We start from the raw sequence: 17519 nt of genomic DNA, 5'->3' as shown, positions 1-17519 counted from the left end.
ACCGCGGCCAGCTCGGCATAGTGCGCATCGGAGCCCGCCCCGGCGCGCGCGGCGATCACCCCGACCTGATCCAGCGAGAGCCGGCCCTGGCGCAGCGCTTGGGTGCAGCGCGGAAACTCTTCCAGTCGGCGTGCCACGGTGGTGATGGTGTGGGCGTGGGCCGACGACGCGCCCAGCTTCCAGGCCAGCAGCGCCGCCACCGAGCGGGCCCCGGTGTTCCCCCACAGCGCGTCGCGCTCGATCTCGGCGGCGATGTCCACGATGCGCCCATCAATGGCGTTGCGCTGCCCGGCCAACTCCGCCAACTCCTCAAACAACACCGCCAACCGCTCTTTATGGTTCACCCCCAACCGAGGCGGTGCCGTCGACAACATGACCCCATCATCACAGCCGGGTACGACAAAAACCCGCGCGCGGGGAGGACGGCCAGAATCGGCAGGGCGTGATATCAGCCGCTTGAACTAGCCGTCGTCACGTTTGGCTCTGTCTTCCAGCTGCGAGGTCAGGCCGAACTTGTCAACGAGCGCCAACCAATCCGCTCCCGAGACCACATAGGCAGGACGTTCGTTCGGCCAAGACGAATCGCCGCGCCACGAAAAGCGAAATCCCGCTCCCGCCAAGTCGAGGCATCCGATCGTAAGCGGTTGCGCGCCAAGAAGACTCACCGCCAGGCCGGGGATGGCGGGGTAGTCGTACGTGGTGCCGTCACCGCTCGTGACACTGTCGGGCTGGAAGGTTGCCGGCGTCGCGGTGGCGTCCGCACGTGAAGCCGAGGCGCGAAGCGCATCGCCATTCGGGTCGAGCACCCGCAATTCGTCGTTGTCCACGTCAAGCACCAGGCTCGGCTCCGAGAGCGATCGCTGCAGCCGAAGTTGTTTTCGGAACGCGAATGACCCCAACTCCTCGGCCAGATACGGGTTCGGAAACAGCAAACACCGAGTCGGTTCACCCAGCGCGGGACCGCTCAGGTCCAGCCCACTCTGGCGGCCCGCCACGGCGAGAAGCTCATCGAACTCCGAGACCCACAGCCAGGCGTCGACGGCCTGCACGGGCGGCGCGTCGAGCCGTGTCGCCGGACCGATGCGACGATCTCGTCCGCCGAGAACAAAGCGCCGAGAACCGCTTTGCAGATGGAGGGCCACGCCCATGTTCACCCAGGGGCCCAGCTTTGCATCAACGAATGGGAAAACATCGCGCCGCTGATCGACGGTCAAGCCATCGCTCGTGACGCCGATGACCACGTTTCGGCGCGAACGCCACCACACGTAGGCGGTGCCCACCACGCCGAAAAGGCCAACCGCCACGAGCCCCATGATCGCGATCGCGAAACCCTCGCTCCGCCGGGTGACGACCGCCCCGACCATCACGAAGATCAACGCGAACATCGCCGCCTGAACAAGGTACCGGCCCTTCCCCGTGGCGAACGCGTTCATCTGGGTGGACATGGTCGGGGAGGATGCCACGAACCGGCGTGACGCAGCGGGTTGATCGTTGACGCTCATCACAGAAGTATCGGCCCACGGGCGCGATACCGATCCCAATTCGGCGGTGCGCCATCAGCCGCCGGCCGCATGGTGCGCGCGTCAGGGTTTGGCGAAGCCGTACTGGGACAGGATGTGTTGGCCGGTGCCGCCGGTCACCATGGCCACGAACTTCTGCGCCGGCGCGGGTTGCGGGGCGTGCTTCAGCACCGCGATCGGATAAACGTTCACCGCGGCGGCGGCTTCGGGAAAGTTCACGGTCGCCACCGTGTCACCGGCGTTGCGGGCGTCGGTGACGTAGACGAGCCCGGCGTCCGCCTGTCCGGTGGTGACCTTGTTGAGGACGTCGGTCACGCTGAGCTCCTCGCTGACCGGGCTGAGGCGCACCCCCGTGCTGTCCTCGATGCGCCGGGTCGCCGCCCCGCACGGCACCGGCTGCTGGCAGATCACCACGCCCAGCCCGGGCCTGGCGAGGTCGGCGAAGGATCCGAGCTTCTTCGGGTTGCCCGGCGCGGTGACGATGACCAGCGTGTTGGACGCGAAATTGGTCGGGTCCCCCGCCAACAGTCCCGCCTTGGCCACGGCGTCCATCTGCGCGGTGTCGGCCGACGCGAACACGTCGGCCGTCGCACCCTGCGTCAGCTGGGTGGCGAGCTCGGAAGACCCCGCGAACTCGAAATCGACTGTGCTACCGGGATTTTCGCTGCTGAACTGCTGGCTGATGCGGGTGAACGCCGGCTTCAGCGAGGCCGCGCCGAACACCACGACCTTTCCCGACGCCCGCGACGGCGACGTCGGACCGCACCCGACGAGCATCGCGACCAACACCGTCGAAACCGCACCGGCCAGGATCCCGATCCGCCGCATTGCTGCACCCTATCCCGCCGAGGATGCGGTCGGATTGCGGGCCCAAGCGTCGCAAAAAAGTGACGACCGAACCGTTACGCAATTTATCCGCGCGTCGCGGCGTGCGGAATTTCGCCGACTAGCTACCGTCCAGTAACATGAACCGCGGTCGATGCCATAACGGGCCGAGACGAGGAGGTCATGGCAGTGGAGGTGCTGGTCACTGGCGGGGACACGGAGCTGGGGCGCACGGTAGCCGAGGGTTTTCGCGACGACGGTCACAAGGTGACTTTGGTGGGGGCGCGCCGCGACGATCTCGAGATCGCCGCCAAGGAGCTCGAGGCGGACGCGATCGTCTGCGACACCACCGACCCGGCCAGCCTGGAATCGGTTCGCGGTTTGTTCCCGCATCACCTGGACACCATCGTCAACGTGCCGGCGCCCAGCCGGGAAGCGGGCGACCCGCGCACGTACTCCCTGTCCGACGCGGCCGCGGCATGGCGCCAAGCCCTGGACGCGACGGTGCTGTCGGCTGTGCTGACCGTGCAGGCCGTCGGCGACCATCTGCGCTCCGGTGGCTCCATCATCAGCGTGGTCGCCGAGAACCCGCCCGCCGGAAGCGTCGACGCGGCGATCAAGGCGACGTTGTCGAATTGGGTCACCGGACAGGCGGGCCTCTTCGGCACCCGCGGGATCACCGTCAACGCCGTGGCCAGCGGCCGCAGCGTCCAGCCGGGATACGACGGCCTGTCCCGCACGGCGCCGCCCGTCGCCGCGGAAGTGGCGCGCCTGGCGCTGTTCCTCACCACCCCGGCGGCCCGCCACATCACCGGCCAGACGCTGCACGTGAGCCACGGCGCGCTCGCACATTTCGCCTGAGGCTGAATCGAATCGGTTTCCCGCCCTGGTTCGGACCCCGGGACGGTGGCTACGGTAACTAGCGTGGCTATTCGACTCGGTTTGCAGATTCCTAATTTTTCCTACGGCACCGGGGTGGACAAGCTCTTCCCCACCGTTCTGGCCCAGGCCCGCGAGGCCGAAGCGGCCGGATTCGATTCGGTCTTCGTGATGGACCACTTCTACCAACTGCCCATGCTGGGCGACCCCGACCAGCCGATGCTGGAGGCCTACACCGCGCTGGGCGCGCTGGCCACCGGAACCGAACGGGTGCAGCTGGGCACCCTGGTCACCGGCAACACCTACCGCAACCCGACCCTGCTGGCCAAGATCATCACCACGCTGGACGTGGTGAGCCAGGGCCGGGCGATCCTGGGCATCGGGACCGGCTGGTTCGAGCTCGAGCACGACCAGCTGGGTTTCGAGTTCGGCACCTTCACCGACAGGTTCAACCGGCTCGAGGAGGCGCTGCAGATCATCCTGCCGATGATCAAGGGTGAGCGGCCCACCTTCTCCGGCGAGTGGTACCACGTCGACCAGGCGGTGGCCAATCCCCGCTTCCGCGACCACATTCCGTTGATGATCGGCGGCAGCGGCGAGAAGAAGACCATCCCGCTGGCCGCGCGCCACTTCGATCACCTCAACGTCATCGCCGGGTTCGACGAGTTGCCGGCGAAGCTGAAGGTCGTGCGGGAGCGGTGCGAGGAGATCGGCCGCGACCCCGCCACGCTCGAGACCAGCACGCTGACCACGGCGGTCGTCGACGAGAATTTCAAGGCCGACCAGATCCCCGCCGAGATGGCCCAGCGCTCGGTGGTCGGCAGCGCCGAATCCGTCGCCGACCAACTCAAGACCAAGGTGCTGGACGCCGGGATCGACGGGGTGATCATCAACATGCCCTTCTACACGCCCGGCACCATCGCCGCGGTCGGCGAAGCCTTGCGCCCGTTGGTCGGGCTGTAACGCACAACGCATTTGGGCATCGGGCATGACGAGTATCACCTCCTACTCGACCAGGCCCGATGCGCAATGTGCTTGATTACACATGCTTACGACTTTGGTGTCGGGGTATCGCCTTGACTAGCGTGGTAGCTAACTGAATTCGCGCGTCCAGGAGCCCCCGATCAGGAGCAGCCCGAACATGAGCACGCAGGCAGAAACCACTGCCGCACCCGAGCGTCGTCATCAGGTCGTCATCATCGGTTCGGGATTCGGCGGGCTGAACGCGGCAAAGAAGCTCAAGCACGCGAACGTCGACATCAAGCTGATTGCCCGCACCACCCACCACCTGTTCCAGCCGCTGCTGTACCAGGTGGCCACCGGCATCGTGTCCGAGGGCGACATCGCCCCGCCCACCCGGGTCGTCCTGCGCAGGCAGCGCAATGTCCAGGTGCTGCTCGGCGACGTCACGCACATCGATCTGGAGGGCCAATTCGTCGTCTCGGACCTGCTCGGCCACACCTACGAAACCCCGTATGACAGCCTGATCGTCGCGGCCGGCGCCGGCCAGTCCTACTTCGGCAACGACCATTTCGCCGAGTTCGCGCCGGGCATGAAATCCATCGACGACGCGCTGGAGGTGCGGGGACGGATCCTGAGCGCCTTCGAACAGGCCGAGCGGTCCCGCGACCCGGAACGACGGGCCAAGCTGCTGACGTTCACGGTCATCGGTGCCGGCCCCACCGGAGTCGAAATGGCCGGGCAGATAGCGGAATTGGCGTCCCACACTCTGAAGGGCTCGTTCCGCCACATCGACTCCACCAAGGCGCGGGTGATCCTGCTCGACGCCGCGCCGGCGGTGTTGCCGCCGTTCGGCGAGAAGCTCGGTGAGCGGGCGGCCGCGCGGCTGGAGAAGATGGGCGTGGAGATCCAGCTGGGCGCGATGGTCACCGACGTCGACCGCAACGGCATCACGGTCAAGGATTCCGACGGCACCACCCGGCGCATCGAGTCGGCGTGCAAGGTGTGGTCCGCCGGGGTTCAGGCCAGCGGGCTGGGCAGGGACCTCGCCGAGCAGTCATCGGTCGAAATCGACCGGGCCGGACGGGTCAAGGTGCTGCCCGACCTGTCCATCCCCGGGCATCCGAACGTGTTCGTCATCGGCGACATGGCCGCCGTCGAGGGCGTGCCGGGAGTGGCGCAGGGCGCCATCCAGGGCGCCAAGTACGCCGCCGCCGCGATCAAGGCCGAACTCGGCGGCGCCGACCCGGCCGAACGCGAGCCTTTCCAGTACTTCGACAAGGGCTCGATGGCCACGGTGTCGCGATTTTCCGCGGTGGCCAAGATCGGCCCGCTGGAGTTCAGCGGCTTCATCGCCTGGCTGATGTGGCTGGTGCTGCACCTGGTCTACCTGGTCGGCTTCAAGACCAAGGTCAGCACGCTGCTGTCGTGGACGGTGACCTTCTTGAGCACCCGCCGCGGCCAGCTCACCATCACCGAACAACAGGCGTTTGCCCGCACCCGGCTCGAACAGCTGGCGGTGGCGGCCGCCGAGGCGAAGCGTCCGGCGGCCAGGCGGGCCAGCTGACCGCCAGCCGGTCGGCCTGCCACGTGCTCAGTGTCCCGCCGCCGGCCAACGCCAACACGGTGGCACCAGCGTCGGTGGCGGTGGATTCGAAACCCGTTTCCGGATAACGCAATTCGTTGATGGCGGCGCGCGGCGCCGAGATGGGGTCGTCGGCCAGCGAGCCCGCGCCCAATTCCACCCGGTGACGCAGCAGCGGGAGGCCGCTGCGGTCGGCGTGCAGCGAGCCGGACCAAAACCCCTCGCCCTCGCCGCATCTGCCGATCTGCACGCGCTCCCGAAACCGGATCAGCCCGTCGTCGTGCAGGTACAGCTGCACGCTGGACAGGTGCCGGGCGACGCCGGCTACGACGGTCGGCTCGAGATCGACGTCGAGGCTGCCGCTCACCTCCAAGTTCCAGTGGGCGTGCGACGTGGGGGTCCGCGGGCCGGGCAGCGCCACGGTGGCGGCGGCGCTGCGCAACCTGAGCCGTGCACCGCGTTCGACGACGACCCGGATGTCGACGGTGTCGCCGCCCAGCGGCATGGCGGCCGCCGACACCAGGTGCACAGTGTCGGCCGACGTGCTACGCGCCTGCATGCCACCGCCGCGGAACTGGATGCGCGGCGCCCGGTCGGCCGACGCGATCAGCACAACCTCGGAACGCATCAGGGTGACGCGGCCAACTGGGCGCGCACCCAGGCCAGCACCCCGGTGGCCGCCGGGTCCGCGGTCAACGACTGCATGATGGTGGGCCGGCCGCCGCGCACGGCGTCGGCGTCGCGGGCCATCACCCGCAGGTCGGCGCCGACCAACGGCGCAAGGTCGATCTTGTTGACCACCAACAGATCCGAGTAGGTCACCCCGGGGCCGCCCTTGCGCGGCACCTTGTCGCCGCCGGCCACGTCGATGACGAAGATCTGCACGTCCACCAGGCCCGACGAGAAGGTGGCCGTCAGGTTGTCGCCGCCGGACTCGACCAGGATCAGGTCCAGCGCGTCGTGGGCGGCGATCAGGTCGTCGATGGCGTCCAGGTTCGCGGTGATGTCGTCGCGGATCGCGGTGTGCGGGCAGCCCCCGGTCTGTACGGCCGCGATCCGGTCGTCGGGCAGCACCGCGTTTCTGCGCAGGAAGTCGGCGTCCTCGGTGGTGTATATGTCGTTGGTCAGCACCGCCAAGGACAACTCGCCGCGCAATTGCCGGCACAGCGCCGCGACCAGTGCGGTCTTGCCGGAGCCGACGGGACCGCCGACACCGATGCGCAGCGGCTCCCCCGGCCGCCTGACCCGTCTCGGCCGGTCGTGGTGGACGTGCGGGTGGGCGTGCAGATGCGTTGACATGATTGGCCTTTCAGGAAACGAAAAGGGGCCGCTCGCGTTCGGCGTGGCGTTGCGCCAGTGTGTCGAGCAAGGGGTCGGACAGGTCGGCCAGCCCGGCGCCGGCCTCCGTGGCGGTGCGCTCGCACAGGGCGGACAGCTCGAAGGTGACGGCGGCGACGGCGGCGGGATCCAGCGCCAGCAACCGCTGGGCCGCGGTGGCCGACCCGGTCATCGTGGTGTACACGAGGTGCAGCGCGGTGTGTTCGGGATCCAGCCCGCTGATCGCCCCGACGCGCCCGGCGGCCACCGCGAGGTGCGGGCGCGGGCCCAGGTCGTCCCAGTCGGCCTCCGGCCAGACCCGGCGCGCCAGCCGCGCCAGCCCCCGGCCCTGGCCGCGGGAGGCCTGCCGGGCCGCGGGCGCCGGGGTGCGCGCGTCGGTTTCGCGGTCCGCGTCGTCGATGCGGATGTCACCGCGGTGCACCGCGGCCGCCACCGAGGCGGCGACCAGCCCGTGGGTGCGAATCCTGCGCACCAGGAACGCTTTCAGCGTCACCAGGTCGATCACCATGCCGCCGGCGACGGCCTCTTCGACGCCGCCGGAGTGCACGTGCGCGCCGGTGGGCAGTCGCGAATCGGCCAGCGCGAGCAGGGTGGTCAGTGCCGTCTGAACCATCGGCGCGCCATCAGAACAGGAAATATCGTTGGGCCATGGGAAGTTCCGTCGCCGGTTGCTCCTGCCAGACCTCGCCGTCGATGCGCACCGTGAAGGTGTCGGGATCGATCTCGATGCGCGGCATGGCGTCGTTGAGCGGCAGGTCGGCCTTGCCGACGGCGCCGACATCCTTGACCGGCACCAATCGCCTTCGGACCGAGACCTTTTCGGCCAGGCCCGCCTCGACGGCCTGCGGGGCCACGAAGTGCAGCGAGGTAGCGGGAGCCGTCGCGGCGCCGAACATCGGCCGCGGCAGCACCGGTTGCGGGGTGGGGATCGACGCGTTGGCGTCGCCCATCGCCGCCCACGCGATCATGCCGCCCTTGAGCACCGCGTGCGGGCGCACCCCGAAAAACGCCGGCTCCCACAGCACCAGGTCGGCGAGCTTACCCACCTCCACCGACCCGATCTCGTGGTCGAGGCCGTGCGTGATGGCCGGGCAGATGGTGTATTTGGCGACGTAACGCCGCGCCCGATTGTTGTCCGCTTCGCCGTCGCCCGGCAGCGCGCCGCGGCGGCGCTTCATCACGTGCGCGGTCTGCCAGGTGCGGATCAACACCTCGCCGATGCGGCCCATCGCCTGCGAGTCGCTGCCGATCATCGAGATCGCGCCCATGTCGTGCAGCAGGTCCTCGGCGGCCATCGTCGACGGCCGGATCCGGCTCTCGGCGAACGCGAGGTCCTCGGGCACCGCGGGATTGAGGTGATGGCAGACCATCAGCATGTCCAGGTGCTCGTCGAGCGTGTTGACCGTGTGCGGCCGCGTCGGGTTGGTGGAACTGGGCAGCACGTTCGGCTCGGCGGCCACCCGCATGATGTCGGGCGCGTGCCCGCCGCCGGCGCCCTCGGTGTGATAGGTGTGGATCGAGCGGCCGGCGATGGCGCCGAGGGTGGTCTCGACGAACCCCATCTCGTTGAGGGTGTCGGTGTGCAGCGCCACCTGCACCCCGGCGGCGTCGGCCACGGTCAGGCAGGTGTCGATGGCCGCGGGTGTCGATCCCCAGTCCTCGTGCAGCTTGAAACCCGAAGCGCCGCCGCGCAATTGCTCCCAGAGGCCCTCGGCGTTGACGGTGTTGCCCTTGCCGAGCAGCGCGAAGTTCACCGGCCAGCAATCCAGCGCCTCCAGCATCCGGGCCAGGTGCCACTCGCCGGGGGTGACGGTGGTGGCCTTGGTGCCCTCGGCGGGCCCGGTGCCGCCGCCGATGATGGTGGTGATGCCCGACCCCAGCGCCTCGGGCATCAGCTGCGGGCAGATCAGGTGCACGTGGCAATCGATGCCGCCGGCGGTGACGATTTTCCCGTTGCCGCCGATGATTTCGGTGGACGGTCCGACCACCAGGTCCGGGTGCACGCCCGACATGATGTCGGGGTTTCCCGCCTTGCCGATCGCGACGATGCGGCCGTCGCGAATCCCGATGTCGGCCTTGATGATTCCCCAGTAGTCGAGGATCACCGCGCCGGTGATCACGGTGTCCGGCGCGCCGTCGGCCCGGCTGGCGCGCCCCTGGCCCATCGATTCGCGCAGCACCTTGCCGCCGCCGAAGACCGCCTCGTCACCCGCCAAACCCGGTCCGCCGCTGCGGTCTTCGGTGATCTCCACCAGCAGGTCGGTGTCGGCCAGCCTGATCCGATCCCCGGTGGTGGGGCCGAACAGGTCGGCGTAGCGCTCCCTGGACAGCCGCGTCATGACGGGTCGAGCCGTCCGGGCGGGTCCAGGCTCAGTCCGTGCACCTCGCGCCGGCCGCGCAGCGGGACCAGCCGGACCGTCTGGGCGATGCCGGGTTCGAAGCGGACCGCGGTAGCCGCCGGAACGTCGAGCCGGTGGCCATGAGCCGCGGCACGGTCGAACGACAGCGCCGGGTTGGCCTGCGGCAGGTGGACGTGGCTGCCGACCTGCACCGGGCGGTCGCCGGTGTTGACGATCCGCATCTCGAGCCGTTGCGCGCCGGCATTGATCTCGATATCGCCCGCGCCATAGAGGATTTCGCCGGGAATCATGCGATCGGGTGATGGACGGTGACCAGCTTGGTGCCGTCCGGGAACGTCGCTTCCACGTGCACCTCGTCGATCATCTCCGGTACCCCCTCCATCACGTCGTCGCGACCCAACACCGCACACCCGCTGGACATCAGCTCGGCCACGCTGCGGCCGTCCCGCGCGCCCTCGAGGATGTGGTCGGTGATGACCGCGGTGGCCTCGGGGACATTCAGCCGCAACCCGCGCGCCCTGCGCCGACGAGCCAGCTCGGCGGCGTAGGACAACAGCAGGCGCTCTTGCTCGTGCGGCGTGAGAAGCATGTCCTCCCGATCCTGCCATCCCGCTGCGGCGGGTCTTACCCCGACTCAGGCCCGCCGCGGAATGGCGTCGGCGTAGGGGGCGTCGCTCTTGGCGTACGCCCGGGCCGACGCCATGTACAGCAGGCCCACGCCGATGATGACCCCCGCCATCAGCAGCACGACATAGTTGTCGTACCAGGGCGCGTCGGGGGTGCGCGGCCAGCAGATGTTGACGATCGCCGCGACGCCGTAGATCAGTGCGCTGACATTGACCAGCATGCCCCACCTGCCCAGCTGATACTTGCCCGACGGCCGCCAGCCCTTCAGCCTCGCCCGCAGCGCGGCCAGCACCACCATCTGGAAGCCGAGGTACACGCCGACCGTGCCGAAGCTGACGAGCTTGTTGAGCGGGTGCTCGGAGACGATGGTCCCGGCGATCAGCGCGCCCGGGACGATGACCGCGGCCAGCAGGGCGAACGGCGGCACGTGCCGCTTGTGATCGAATCGCGCCAACAGCCGCGAACCGAAGATCATCCCGTCGCGGCCGTAGGAGAAGATGAGCCGGCTGGCGGCGGCCTGCAGGCTCAGGGCGCACGACACGAACGAGATCAGCACGATGCCCAGCACCACCCGGGAGCCCAGGTCTCCGAAGGCGCTCTGCAGGACGGTCGAGATGGGATTGGTGTCCTCGCCGCGGATCACCGCGCCGAAGTCGGTCACCGACAGGATCAGGCTCAGGCACACGAACGTCGACGCCGCCCCGCCGACGTAGATGGTGCGCCGCATCGCCTTGGGGATCTGGATGCCGGGGTTGCGGACCTCCTCGGCCACGTCGCCGCACGCCTCGAAGCCGAAGAACTGATAGAAGCCGATCAGGCTGGCGGCCAGGAACGCATACAGGAAGCTGTGGCCGCCCTGGGCGTTGAAGCTGTGGAACAACACACCCAGGCCGTGGGCGCGGTGGGTGATCAGCAGCCAGATGCCGACCACCAGGGCGCCGATGAGCTCGGCGCTGAAGCCGAAGATCGCGAAGTAGCCCAGGATCTTGGTGCCGGTGAGGTTGATGAGCGTGGCCACCGCCAAAACCGCCAGCGCGCAAAAGATCTTGGCCAGCGCGGTCGGGCGGAAGCCGACCATGGCGGCCAGGTAGGGACCCGCGCCGAAGGCCGCGTCCGCGATGAGGGCCAACAGGCAGAACATGTAGACCCAGCCGGTCATCCACGCCCACTTGCGCCCCCACAGCCGTCGCGCCCAGGGGTAGACGCCGCCGGCCACCGGGAACTGCGCGACCACCTCGCTGAACACCAGCGCCACCAGCATCTGCCCCGCGCCGACGATCAGCAGGCTCCAGATCATCGGCGGGCCCGCGGTGGCCAGCGCGAACGCGAACACCGTGTAGATGCCGACCACCGGCGACAGATATGTGAAGCCCAGCGAGAAATTGGCCCACGGGCTCATGTCCCGTTTGAACTCCGAGGAGAACCCCAGCGCCTTGAGCTGGGCGAGGTCCTCGTCCTCGGGCGCGGCCTCGGTGGGCGTCGTCGCGCGAGGTTGAGCCTGGTGTGCGGGCGTGGGTAGCACGTCGACGGCCGGGTCGCTCTCTACGCTTTGGTCAGACCCGGCGAACTTCATGAAAAACAATTGAACCGACCCCAATCATCGAAACCTGTTGTCACAATCCGGTTTTCGTCGCCTATTTCTGCGTGCCCTCCTTAATCAGCGTCGCGGCCGTGCGCTTGAGAACATCGCGCTGCCTGGTCACGTCGGCGATCGCCTTGCGGAGCTGGTTGAGTTCGTCGCGCTCGCTGACCGCGCCGTCCCCGTCCGCGGGTGCGCCGGGCTTGACCCAGGGCGCCGCGGGATCCTCCTGCTCTCCGGGCAGCGCCGCGACCACCTTGTGGCGCAACCGGCCGCGCGGCTGGTCGCCGCGCGGCGCGTTGACGACGCTGGCCACCGGGCCCATCGCCGGTAGGCCGCCGTAGAAGGTGCCCGGGCCGCCGAGCCCGGCCGGCGGCGAGCCGTCCAGGGCGGTGGCCGGCAGCGCCGTCGCGGCCAGCCGGATCGCCGGGGAGCTGCCCCACGACGGCGGCACCGACAGGTTGCCGACCGTGGCCGCCCCGCCCAGGCCCGCCGAGGCGCCCGCGCCGGACGGGCCCGCCACGTTGGACGCGAGGCCGGCGCCGGCCGCCGCCCCGGCCGCCGGTGCGGCGGCCGCCGGCGGCGTCAGCGCACTCACCACCGGGTTCCAGGCCGCGGCCACCGGCGGGGCGAGGGTCAGCAAGGAACCGGAGGCGTCGAAGTTGAGACCCTCGGAGAGGATCTGATAACCGACCGTTCCGGCGCTGAGCGTGTGGAACGTCTGCAACGGATAGCTGTTCAGCACGTCCAGGATCGGATTCGGCCCGTTCAGGTAGTCGATGATCGGGTTGCCCGCGGGAGCCGAGGCCGCCGGTGCCGACATGCCCTGCAGCAGATTCGGCACGTTCGCGAGCGCCGACTGGGTGCTCGAGCCGGTGGCGGTGGCCGCCGCGTTGCTGACCGCGGGGCCCTGGGCCGTTGTTCCGGCCTGGTTGGTCGTCGGCGGCGGTGTGGCGAACGCCGTCAGCCTCGTCGCGGCCGCCGAGGCCCCGGCGTAGCCGTACATCGCCGCGGCGTCCTGCGCCCACATCTCGGCGTACTGCGCCTCGGTGGTCGCGATCGCCGGGGTGTTCTGCCCAAAGGTGTTGGTGGCCACCAGCGATGCCAGCAAGGCCCGGTTCACCTCGATCTCCGCCGGGGGCACCGTGGCCGCAAACGCCGCCTCGTAGGCCGCGGCCGCCGAGCCGAGCTGACCGGCGGTCTGCGAGGCCTGGGCGGCGGTCGCGGTCATCCACGACAGGTAGGGGGTCACCGCCGCGGCCATCGCCCCCGACGACGGGCCCACCCACGGCCCGTCGGCGAGCCCGGACACCACTTCGCGATAGCAGCTCGCGGTCGAATTCAGCTCCGCCGCAAGCGCTTCCCAGGCCGCCGCGGCCGCCGTCAGCGACCCCGCGCCGGGACCCGCGTACATCCGGGCGGAGTTGACCTCCGGCGGCAATCCCGCGAAATCCAGGCCGATCACAGCATCGCCTCCTTGATCAGGCGCGCCGCCGCGTCGCGCTCCATCGCGGCTTCGGCGATCTCCTTGCGCAGCTTGCCGAGCTCTTCGCGCTCCCGGTCGCTCAACGCGCTGGCGACGTGCTGCCGAGCCGGTTGCGCCGGCGCGGGCCGCCCGGCCGCCTCGTCGGCGCCCTGCTCGCCCGGCATCGTCGGGACCACCTTCTGGCCCGACCCGGTTCGTGCCCGCGTCTCCTCGCCGCGGGGCGCGTTGACCAGGCTGCCCACGGGCGGGACGCCGCCGAAGAAGCCCCCCGGCCCGGCCTGCGGCGCGCCGCCCGGGCCGGCCGCCGGCACCGCCGCCGCGGTGGCCGCCAGCCGGATCCCCGGGGTGGCCGACGCCCACGACTGCGGCACCGACAACTTGCCGACGGAGCCCGCCCCACCCGCGCTCGCGGCGACGGACCCGCCCACCCCCGGGTTGACCGAACCCGCCAGCGAACCGAGCCCCGCGGCGGGCGCCACGTCGCCGGCCACGCCCGCGGCCTGCGGAACCGCCAGCCCGTACAGGCCGCCCAGCAGAGGTGTGATGCCCGACGCCGTGAACAACGGCCCACTGATGACCAGGGCCCAGTTGCCGGTGTCGGTGGTGAAGGTGTTGAGCGCCTGGCCGGTGGTGGTGCCCAGCACGTCCTCCACGAACGAGATCGGGTCCCACGATCCCCCGGACCCGAGGCCCTGCAGCGCGGCCGGCACCAGGTTCATCGCCTGCGTCAGGCCGGACTGCGCGCCGGGACCCGTCGCGGCCGCGGCGGCCTGGCTGACCGCGGCGGCCTGGGCGGCCGTCCCGCCCTGGTTGGTGGTCTGCGGCGGCATGCCGAAGGGGATCAGCTTCGTGGCCGCCGCCGACGCGCCCGCGTAGCCGTACATCGCCGCGGCGTCCTGGGCCCACATCTCGGCGTACTGCGCCTCGGTGGCCATGATCGCGGGGGTGTTCTGCCCCAGGAAGTTGGTGGCCACCAACGCCGCCAGCAGCGCCCGGTTCACCTCGATTTCCGGTGGCGGCACGGTCGCCACGAACGCGGCCTCGTACGCCGCGATCGCCGACTTGAGCTGACCGGCCGTCTGCTCGGCCTGCGCGGCCGTTGCGCTCATCCAGGACAGGTACGGGGTCACCGCGGCGACCATCGTGGCCGACGACGGGCCCACCCACGGGCCGCCGGTGAGTTCGGAAATCGCCGAGCGATACGAACGTGCCGCGATGGTGAGCTCCGCGGCCAACCCGTCCCAGGCCGCGGCGGCGGCGACCATCGGCCCCGGGCCCGGCCCCGCGTACATGCGTCCGGAGTTGACCTCCGGCGGCAATGCCGCAAAATCCAGCGTCACAACTCCCCCTGACAAGCCCACCCGGCGCGGGCGCACACATTCCCGGCAGCCGTGCCTGCGCGAACGATGGTTGGACGCTGGCTTCTCAACGCCCGGCAATGCGCGCGGTGCGGTCTCGGCAGAGACGTGGCCGGCAGCGCACCGGCGCGCACTTCGCCATGCCAGCGTCTGGATCGGCGCGCAATGACTACATGGTGGCGCAGCAGGCTGAAACCAGCCTGGTTAACTCCTGATAATTAGCTGAAGGTACGCCCAGACGCTCTGGGCATGCTGGCGGCGGCGCCCCCGCAGCTAACGGCCATCCGGCCGTGGCCGGAGCCACGCGGGGCGCCGCTCGATCGACCTGGACGGGCCGCGGACTACGCCGACGCGAGATGAAAATGCTTATACAACAAGGCGTGTCGCCGGTCCGGACGCGCGCGCCGCCGGGACCTCAAGGGCGGCGTTCAGGGCCGCTCGGGGACCCCACACTCGTGGCCCCCGCAACCCGAACGCGCGGCCGGTCGATCATGCCGCCGCAGACGTCCGTCCGTCCGGATGGCATTGCCATTGCCATACTCGGCAAGCAATGGCCGCCATCCGGGCGGAGGGTCCGTCGGAACCCGCGGGGCGGGGCTAGTCGCTATAGGGTCCCCACGCGTGTCGCTTCATGGCGGCCGGTTTCTTGCCGAGTTTTCCGGCGCGCACCATCACGGCCAGGCTGTCCAGGATGACCCGGCTGCTCATCAGCGCGGTCTGCTCGGCCCAGTCGTAGGGCGGCGAGCATTCCACCACCTCGATCCCGTTCAGCCCGGGTTCGGAGATCAGCCGGATGAGGTTGAGCGCTTCGCGCGGCAACAGCCCGCCGGGCTCGGGCCAACCGGTGCCCGGCACGAAGCCGGCGTCGATGACGTCGATGTCGAACGACAGGTAGACCGCCTTGGCGTCCTTCCACGCCGTTTCGAGGGCGATCTCGGCGACCTTCTCGATCCCGACGCGCTCGACGTCCCCGACCGTGATCACGGTGCTACCCCGCTGCCGGCCCACCTGAACCCCGGCGCGCGGCGCCTGCCACCCGCCGATGCCGATCTGCACCAGGTTGGTGGCCGGCGCGTTCTTGATGTTGGTGGCGTGAAACCACGGGGTGGTGTGCATGCGCTCGTCGAGGTCGGTTTCCTGGGTGTCGACGTGGCGGTCGAAGTGGATGATGCCCACGTTGCCGTCCATGTGCGGGGCCAGGCCCCGCACGGTCGGGAATCCGATCGAGTGGTCGCCGCCGAGGATCACCGGGAACACGCCCTGGGAGACAACGTGGGACATGGCCTGGCTGATCTGGTCGAAGGACTTCTCGATGTTGGCCGGGATCGTCAGCACGTCGCCGATGTCGACGATGTTGAGTTGCTCCCGCAGGTCGACCCCCAGCTCGTAGCAGTAGGTGCCGAACAGGTTGGTCGAGCGGCGGATCCCCATCGGGCCGAACCGGGTGCCCGGCCGGTAGGTGGTGCCGGCATCCAGGGGCGCCCCGAAGACCGCCACCTCGGCGTCGCCCACGTCGTGCACGTCCTCCAGGAACGGGCACTTGAGGAACGTTCCGCGCTCCCCGGCGAAGTGCGGCAGCTCACCGCGGGAGAAGGTGGACAGCGTGCGGTCGTTGATCGTCGGGGCGGCCTCGAGGCCGTGGGCGAGGCACCGCTCGATCTCTTCGCGATGCCGCCGGGTGGGCAGTTCCGCCTCGGCCTGCTGTGCCCAGCTGCCTTCCCGGTTGGGAATGTCGGCCTGACCGGCGAACGGGTTTGTCATCAATGTGTCCTCTCGTCGCGAACCAATTCACGGCGGAGGATGCCCCGACGACCGGCGTCTAAGCGGAAGACAGGTCCAGGGACCAGTTTTGGGTGAACCGGCGCGTCAGGCATCCCGCGGTCGCCGTCTTGTCGCTTTCCGGGTACGGCGAACTCGTCCGGGCGGCCCCTGCGGCGCGCCGCTATTGAAGGTACCGGCTCGTTCGGCGGGGGCAACTTTCGGCGGCGGCCGTGTCGCACCGCGGCGATCGGCTCCGTCCCACCCGCCGGTCCCGGGCTTCGCCGCATTCATGCGCTGGGTGAAAGGCGTTGCACAGCAATGCGTTTCACGCAGACGCTGCCGCGCATCCGGCCCCCGCGAAGCCGAGACGTTGGCGAGGCGTCGGCCGAACGCAACGAAGAACCGCTCCGGGGCGGCGCGCAGAACCGGCCACCGCGGGTCGTGATTTCCGTTGCGGAGCAGGCATTTTCGCAGCCCGGCCGCCGCGCCGCCGGCAGCCTACGTGACGACTGGTCGAGCGCTGGGAACTTGCTGGGAATTACGCCTCGAGGTTCTGCAGGCGCACCTGGCCGCGGGCCACCACCCGATCGGCGGCGTCGGTGATCGTGACGAGCCAGAGCTGCTGGCGCCGGCCACGGTGGATCGGCTCCGCGCTGCCGTGCACGGTTCCCGAGCCGATCGAGCGCAGGAAGTCCGTGTTGTTGTTGACGCCCACCACGTTGCCGCCGTCGCCGTTGGCGTTGAGCCAGGTGTAGGCGGCAACGCTGGCCATGCTCTCGACCATGGAGCAGTAGACACCGCCGTGCACCAGGCCCATCGGCTGTAGCAGTTTCGGGGTGACCTCGAGCTGGGCGCGGGCGCCGTCTGGTCCGAGTTCGGTGAACCGCAGCCCCAGCTCGGTGTCGAACGGCGCGGTGAAATTCGGCGGCAGGATCGCGTCGGGCGGCGGTGGCACGTTATGTGTCTACACCATTGCCGACCGGCGGCCGGCGGGGCGGAACGGCCGCCCGAAAACGGGCGAGCCCCGCGCTGGGCGCGGGGCTCGCCGATCGAGTAGACCGGGGGTCGCTGCAGCCCTCAGGACTCTGCCGCGGTCATTGTCGCTCGACCGCCATTAATATAGGCAAGGCTGCCCTAATTTCGCAAGAGCTTCCCGGCGAAACGCGACGCGACGTGACCGCGTTGGTACGACCGGCAGTAGTAAGCGGAGTACGCTGGTTTCGACGCTCAGGAGATGAACG

The 17519-nt window shown here is 69.6% G+C and carries 16 protein-coding genes, 1 pseudogene and 1 riboswitch; of the genes and pseudogenes, 3 read left to right on the top strand and 14 right to left on the bottom strand.

Features of this window, described 5'->3' with window-relative positions; translation table 11 throughout:
- The 3 genes from A5696_RS20705 to modA form a co-directional block, all read right to left on the bottom strand.
- A partial coding sequence (locus A5696_RS20705) for a DUF222 domain-containing protein (protein ID WP_156738513.1) occupies positions 1–374 on the bottom strand: 374 nt, incomplete at its 3' end.
- A gap of 87 nt (positions 375–461) precedes the next feature.
- Positions 462–1502 (bottom strand): hypothetical protein, encoded by a 1041-nt coding sequence (locus A5696_RS20700; protein WP_067882875.1) that lies wholly within the window; start codon positions 1500–1502, stop codon positions 462–464.
- An 81-nt stretch (positions 1503–1583) separates the two neighbouring features.
- On the bottom strand, positions 1584–2348 hold the full coding sequence (gene modA, locus A5696_RS20695) for a molybdate ABC transporter substrate-binding protein (protein WP_067882874.1): 765 nt from the start codon (positions 2346–2348) through the stop codon (positions 1584–1586).
- Positions 2349–2528: 180 nt separating this feature from the next.
- Between modA and A5696_RS20690 the strand changes: the two genes are divergently transcribed.
- From A5696_RS20690 to A5696_RS20680, 3 genes are all read left to right on the top strand, one after another.
- Positions 2529–3206 (top strand): SDR family oxidoreductase, encoded by a 678-nt coding sequence (locus A5696_RS20690; RefSeq protein ID WP_067882873.1) that lies wholly within the window; start codon positions 2529–2531, stop codon positions 3204–3206.
- Positions 3207–3269: 63 nt separating this feature from the next.
- A complete protein-coding gene (locus A5696_RS20685) occupies positions 3270–4187 on the top strand; it encodes an LLM class F420-dependent oxidoreductase (protein ID WP_067882872.1) in 918 nt (305 codons plus the stop codon).
- 178 nt (positions 4188–4365) lie between these two features.
- The gene (locus tag A5696_RS20680) at positions 4366–5751 is read left to right on the top strand and encodes an NAD(P)/FAD-dependent oxidoreductase (RefSeq protein ID WP_067882871.1); all 1386 of its coding nucleotides are present in this window, start codon (positions 4366–4368) and stop codon (positions 5749–5751) included.
- Positions 5752–5755: 4 nt separating this feature from the next.
- Here A5696_RS20680 and A5696_RS20675 read toward each other — a convergent pair.
- The 11 genes and pseudogenes from A5696_RS20675 to A5696_RS20625 form a co-directional block, all read right to left on the bottom strand.
- Positions 5756–6397 (bottom strand): annotated as a pseudogene (locus tag A5696_RS20675) (urease accessory protein UreD); the annotation flags it as partial.
- Entirely contained in the window at positions 6397–7068 is a 672-nt protein-coding gene (gene ureG, locus A5696_RS20670; protein ID WP_067882870.1) for an urease accessory protein UreG, read from the bottom strand. The gene ureG and the pseudogene A5696_RS20675, both read right to left, overlap by 1 nt.
- A gap of 10 nt (positions 7069–7078) precedes the next feature.
- Positions 7079–7720 carry an urease accessory protein UreF gene (locus A5696_RS20665; protein WP_067882869.1) on the bottom strand — a complete coding sequence of 214 codons (642 nt, stop codon included), beginning with the start codon at positions 7718–7720 and terminating at the stop codon, positions 7079–7081.
- 10 nt (positions 7721–7730) lie between these two features.
- On the bottom strand, positions 7731–9446 hold the full coding sequence (locus A5696_RS20660; RefSeq protein ID WP_067882868.1) for an urease subunit alpha: 1716 nt from the start codon (positions 9444–9446) through the stop codon (positions 7731–7733).
- Positions 9443–9757, bottom strand: a complete 315-nt coding sequence (locus A5696_RS20655) for an urease subunit beta (protein WP_067882867.1) — start codon at positions 9755–9757, stop codon at positions 9443–9445. The genes A5696_RS20660 and A5696_RS20655 overlap by 4 nt, the downstream gene beginning before the upstream one ends.
- Positions 9754–10056 (bottom strand): urease subunit gamma, encoded by a 303-nt coding sequence (locus A5696_RS20650; RefSeq protein ID WP_067882866.1) that lies wholly within the window; start codon positions 10054–10056, stop codon positions 9754–9756. The genes A5696_RS20655 and A5696_RS20650 overlap by 4 nt, the downstream gene beginning before the upstream one ends.
- Before the next feature lie 45 nt (positions 10057–10101).
- A complete protein-coding gene (locus A5696_RS20645) occupies positions 10102–11667 on the bottom strand; it encodes an APC family permease (RefSeq protein ID WP_082956387.1) in 1566 nt (521 codons plus the stop codon).
- Positions 11668–11728: 61 nt separating this feature from the next.
- Positions 11729–13138, bottom strand: a complete 1410-nt coding sequence (locus tag A5696_RS20640; protein WP_231964539.1) for a PPE family protein — start codon at positions 13136–13138, stop codon at positions 11729–11731.
- The gene (locus tag A5696_RS28950; protein WP_304442257.1) at positions 13135–14499 is read right to left on the bottom strand and encodes a PPE family protein; all 1365 of its coding nucleotides are present in this window, start codon (positions 14497–14499) and stop codon (positions 13135–13137) included. Before A5696_RS28950 ends, A5696_RS20640 begins: the two co-directional genes overlap by 4 nt.
- A gap of 615 nt (positions 14500–15114) precedes the next feature.
- Positions 15115–16278, bottom strand: coding sequence for an agmatinase family protein (locus tag A5696_RS20630; RefSeq protein WP_067882864.1), 1164 nt, complete (start codon positions 16276–16278; stop codon positions 15115–15117).
- A 117-nt stretch (positions 16279–16395) separates the two neighbouring features.
- Positions 16396–16463: riboswitch (guanidine-III (ykkC-III) riboswitch) on the bottom strand.
- Between the two features lie 353 nt (positions 16464–16816).
- Entirely contained in the window at positions 16817–17233 is a 417-nt protein-coding gene (locus A5696_RS20625; protein ID WP_067882863.1) for a PaaI family thioesterase, read from the bottom strand.
- Positions 17234–17519: the final 286 nt, after the last annotated feature.

The sequence above is a fragment of the Mycobacterium sp. E2699 genome (assembly GCF_001666745.1).
GTDB lineage: Bacteria > Actinomycetota > Actinomycetes > Mycobacteriales > Mycobacteriaceae > Mycobacterium.
The sequence above is the reverse complement of the archived record's forward strand: the minus strand, read 5'-3'. Positions and strand labels throughout refer to the sequence as shown.

What these genes read in the sequence shown, in the direction of transcription:
- A5696_RS20660 (WP_067882868.1), bottom strand. Translation starts at nt 9,446, where the DNA reads ATGACGCGGCTGTCCAGGGAGCGCTACGCCGACCTGTTCGGCCCCACC.
- A5696_RS20690 (WP_067882873.1), top strand. Translation starts at nt 2,529, where the DNA reads ATGGCAGTGGAGGTGCTGGTCACTGGCGGGGACACGGAGCTGGGGCGC.
- ureG (WP_067882870.1), bottom strand. Translation starts at nt 7,068, where the DNA reads ATGTCAACGCATCTGCACGCCCACCCGCACGTCCACCACGACCGGCCG.
- modA (WP_067882874.1), bottom strand. Translation starts at nt 2,348, where the DNA reads ATGCGGCGGATCGGGATCCTGGCCGGTGCGGTTTCGACGGTGTTGGTC.
- A5696_RS20645 (WP_082956387.1), bottom strand. Translation starts at nt 11,667, where the DNA reads ATGAAGTTCGCCGGGTCTGACCAAAGCGTAGAGAGCGACCCGGCCGTC.
- A5696_RS20700 (WP_067882875.1), bottom strand. Translation starts at nt 1,502, where the DNA reads ATGAGCGTCAACGATCAACCCGCTGCGTCACGCCGGTTCGTGGCATCC.
- A5696_RS20650 (WP_067882866.1), bottom strand. Translation starts at nt 10,056, where the DNA reads ATGCTTCTCACGCCGCACGAGCAAGAGCGCCTGCTGTTGTCCTACGCC.
- A5696_RS20630 (WP_067882864.1), bottom strand. Translation starts at nt 16,278, where the DNA reads ATGACAAACCCGTTCGCCGGTCAGGCCGACATTCCCAACCGGGAAGGC.
- A5696_RS20655 (WP_067882867.1), bottom strand. Translation starts at nt 9,757, where the DNA reads ATGATTCCCGGCGAAATCCTCTATGGCGCGGGCGATATCGAGATCAAT.
- A5696_RS20665 (WP_067882869.1), bottom strand. Translation starts at nt 7,720, where the DNA reads ATGGTTCAGACGGCACTGACCACCCTGCTCGCGCTGGCCGATTCGCGA.
- A5696_RS20680 (WP_067882871.1), top strand. Translation starts at nt 4,366, where the DNA reads ATGAGCACGCAGGCAGAAACCACTGCCGCACCCGAGCGTCGTCATCAG.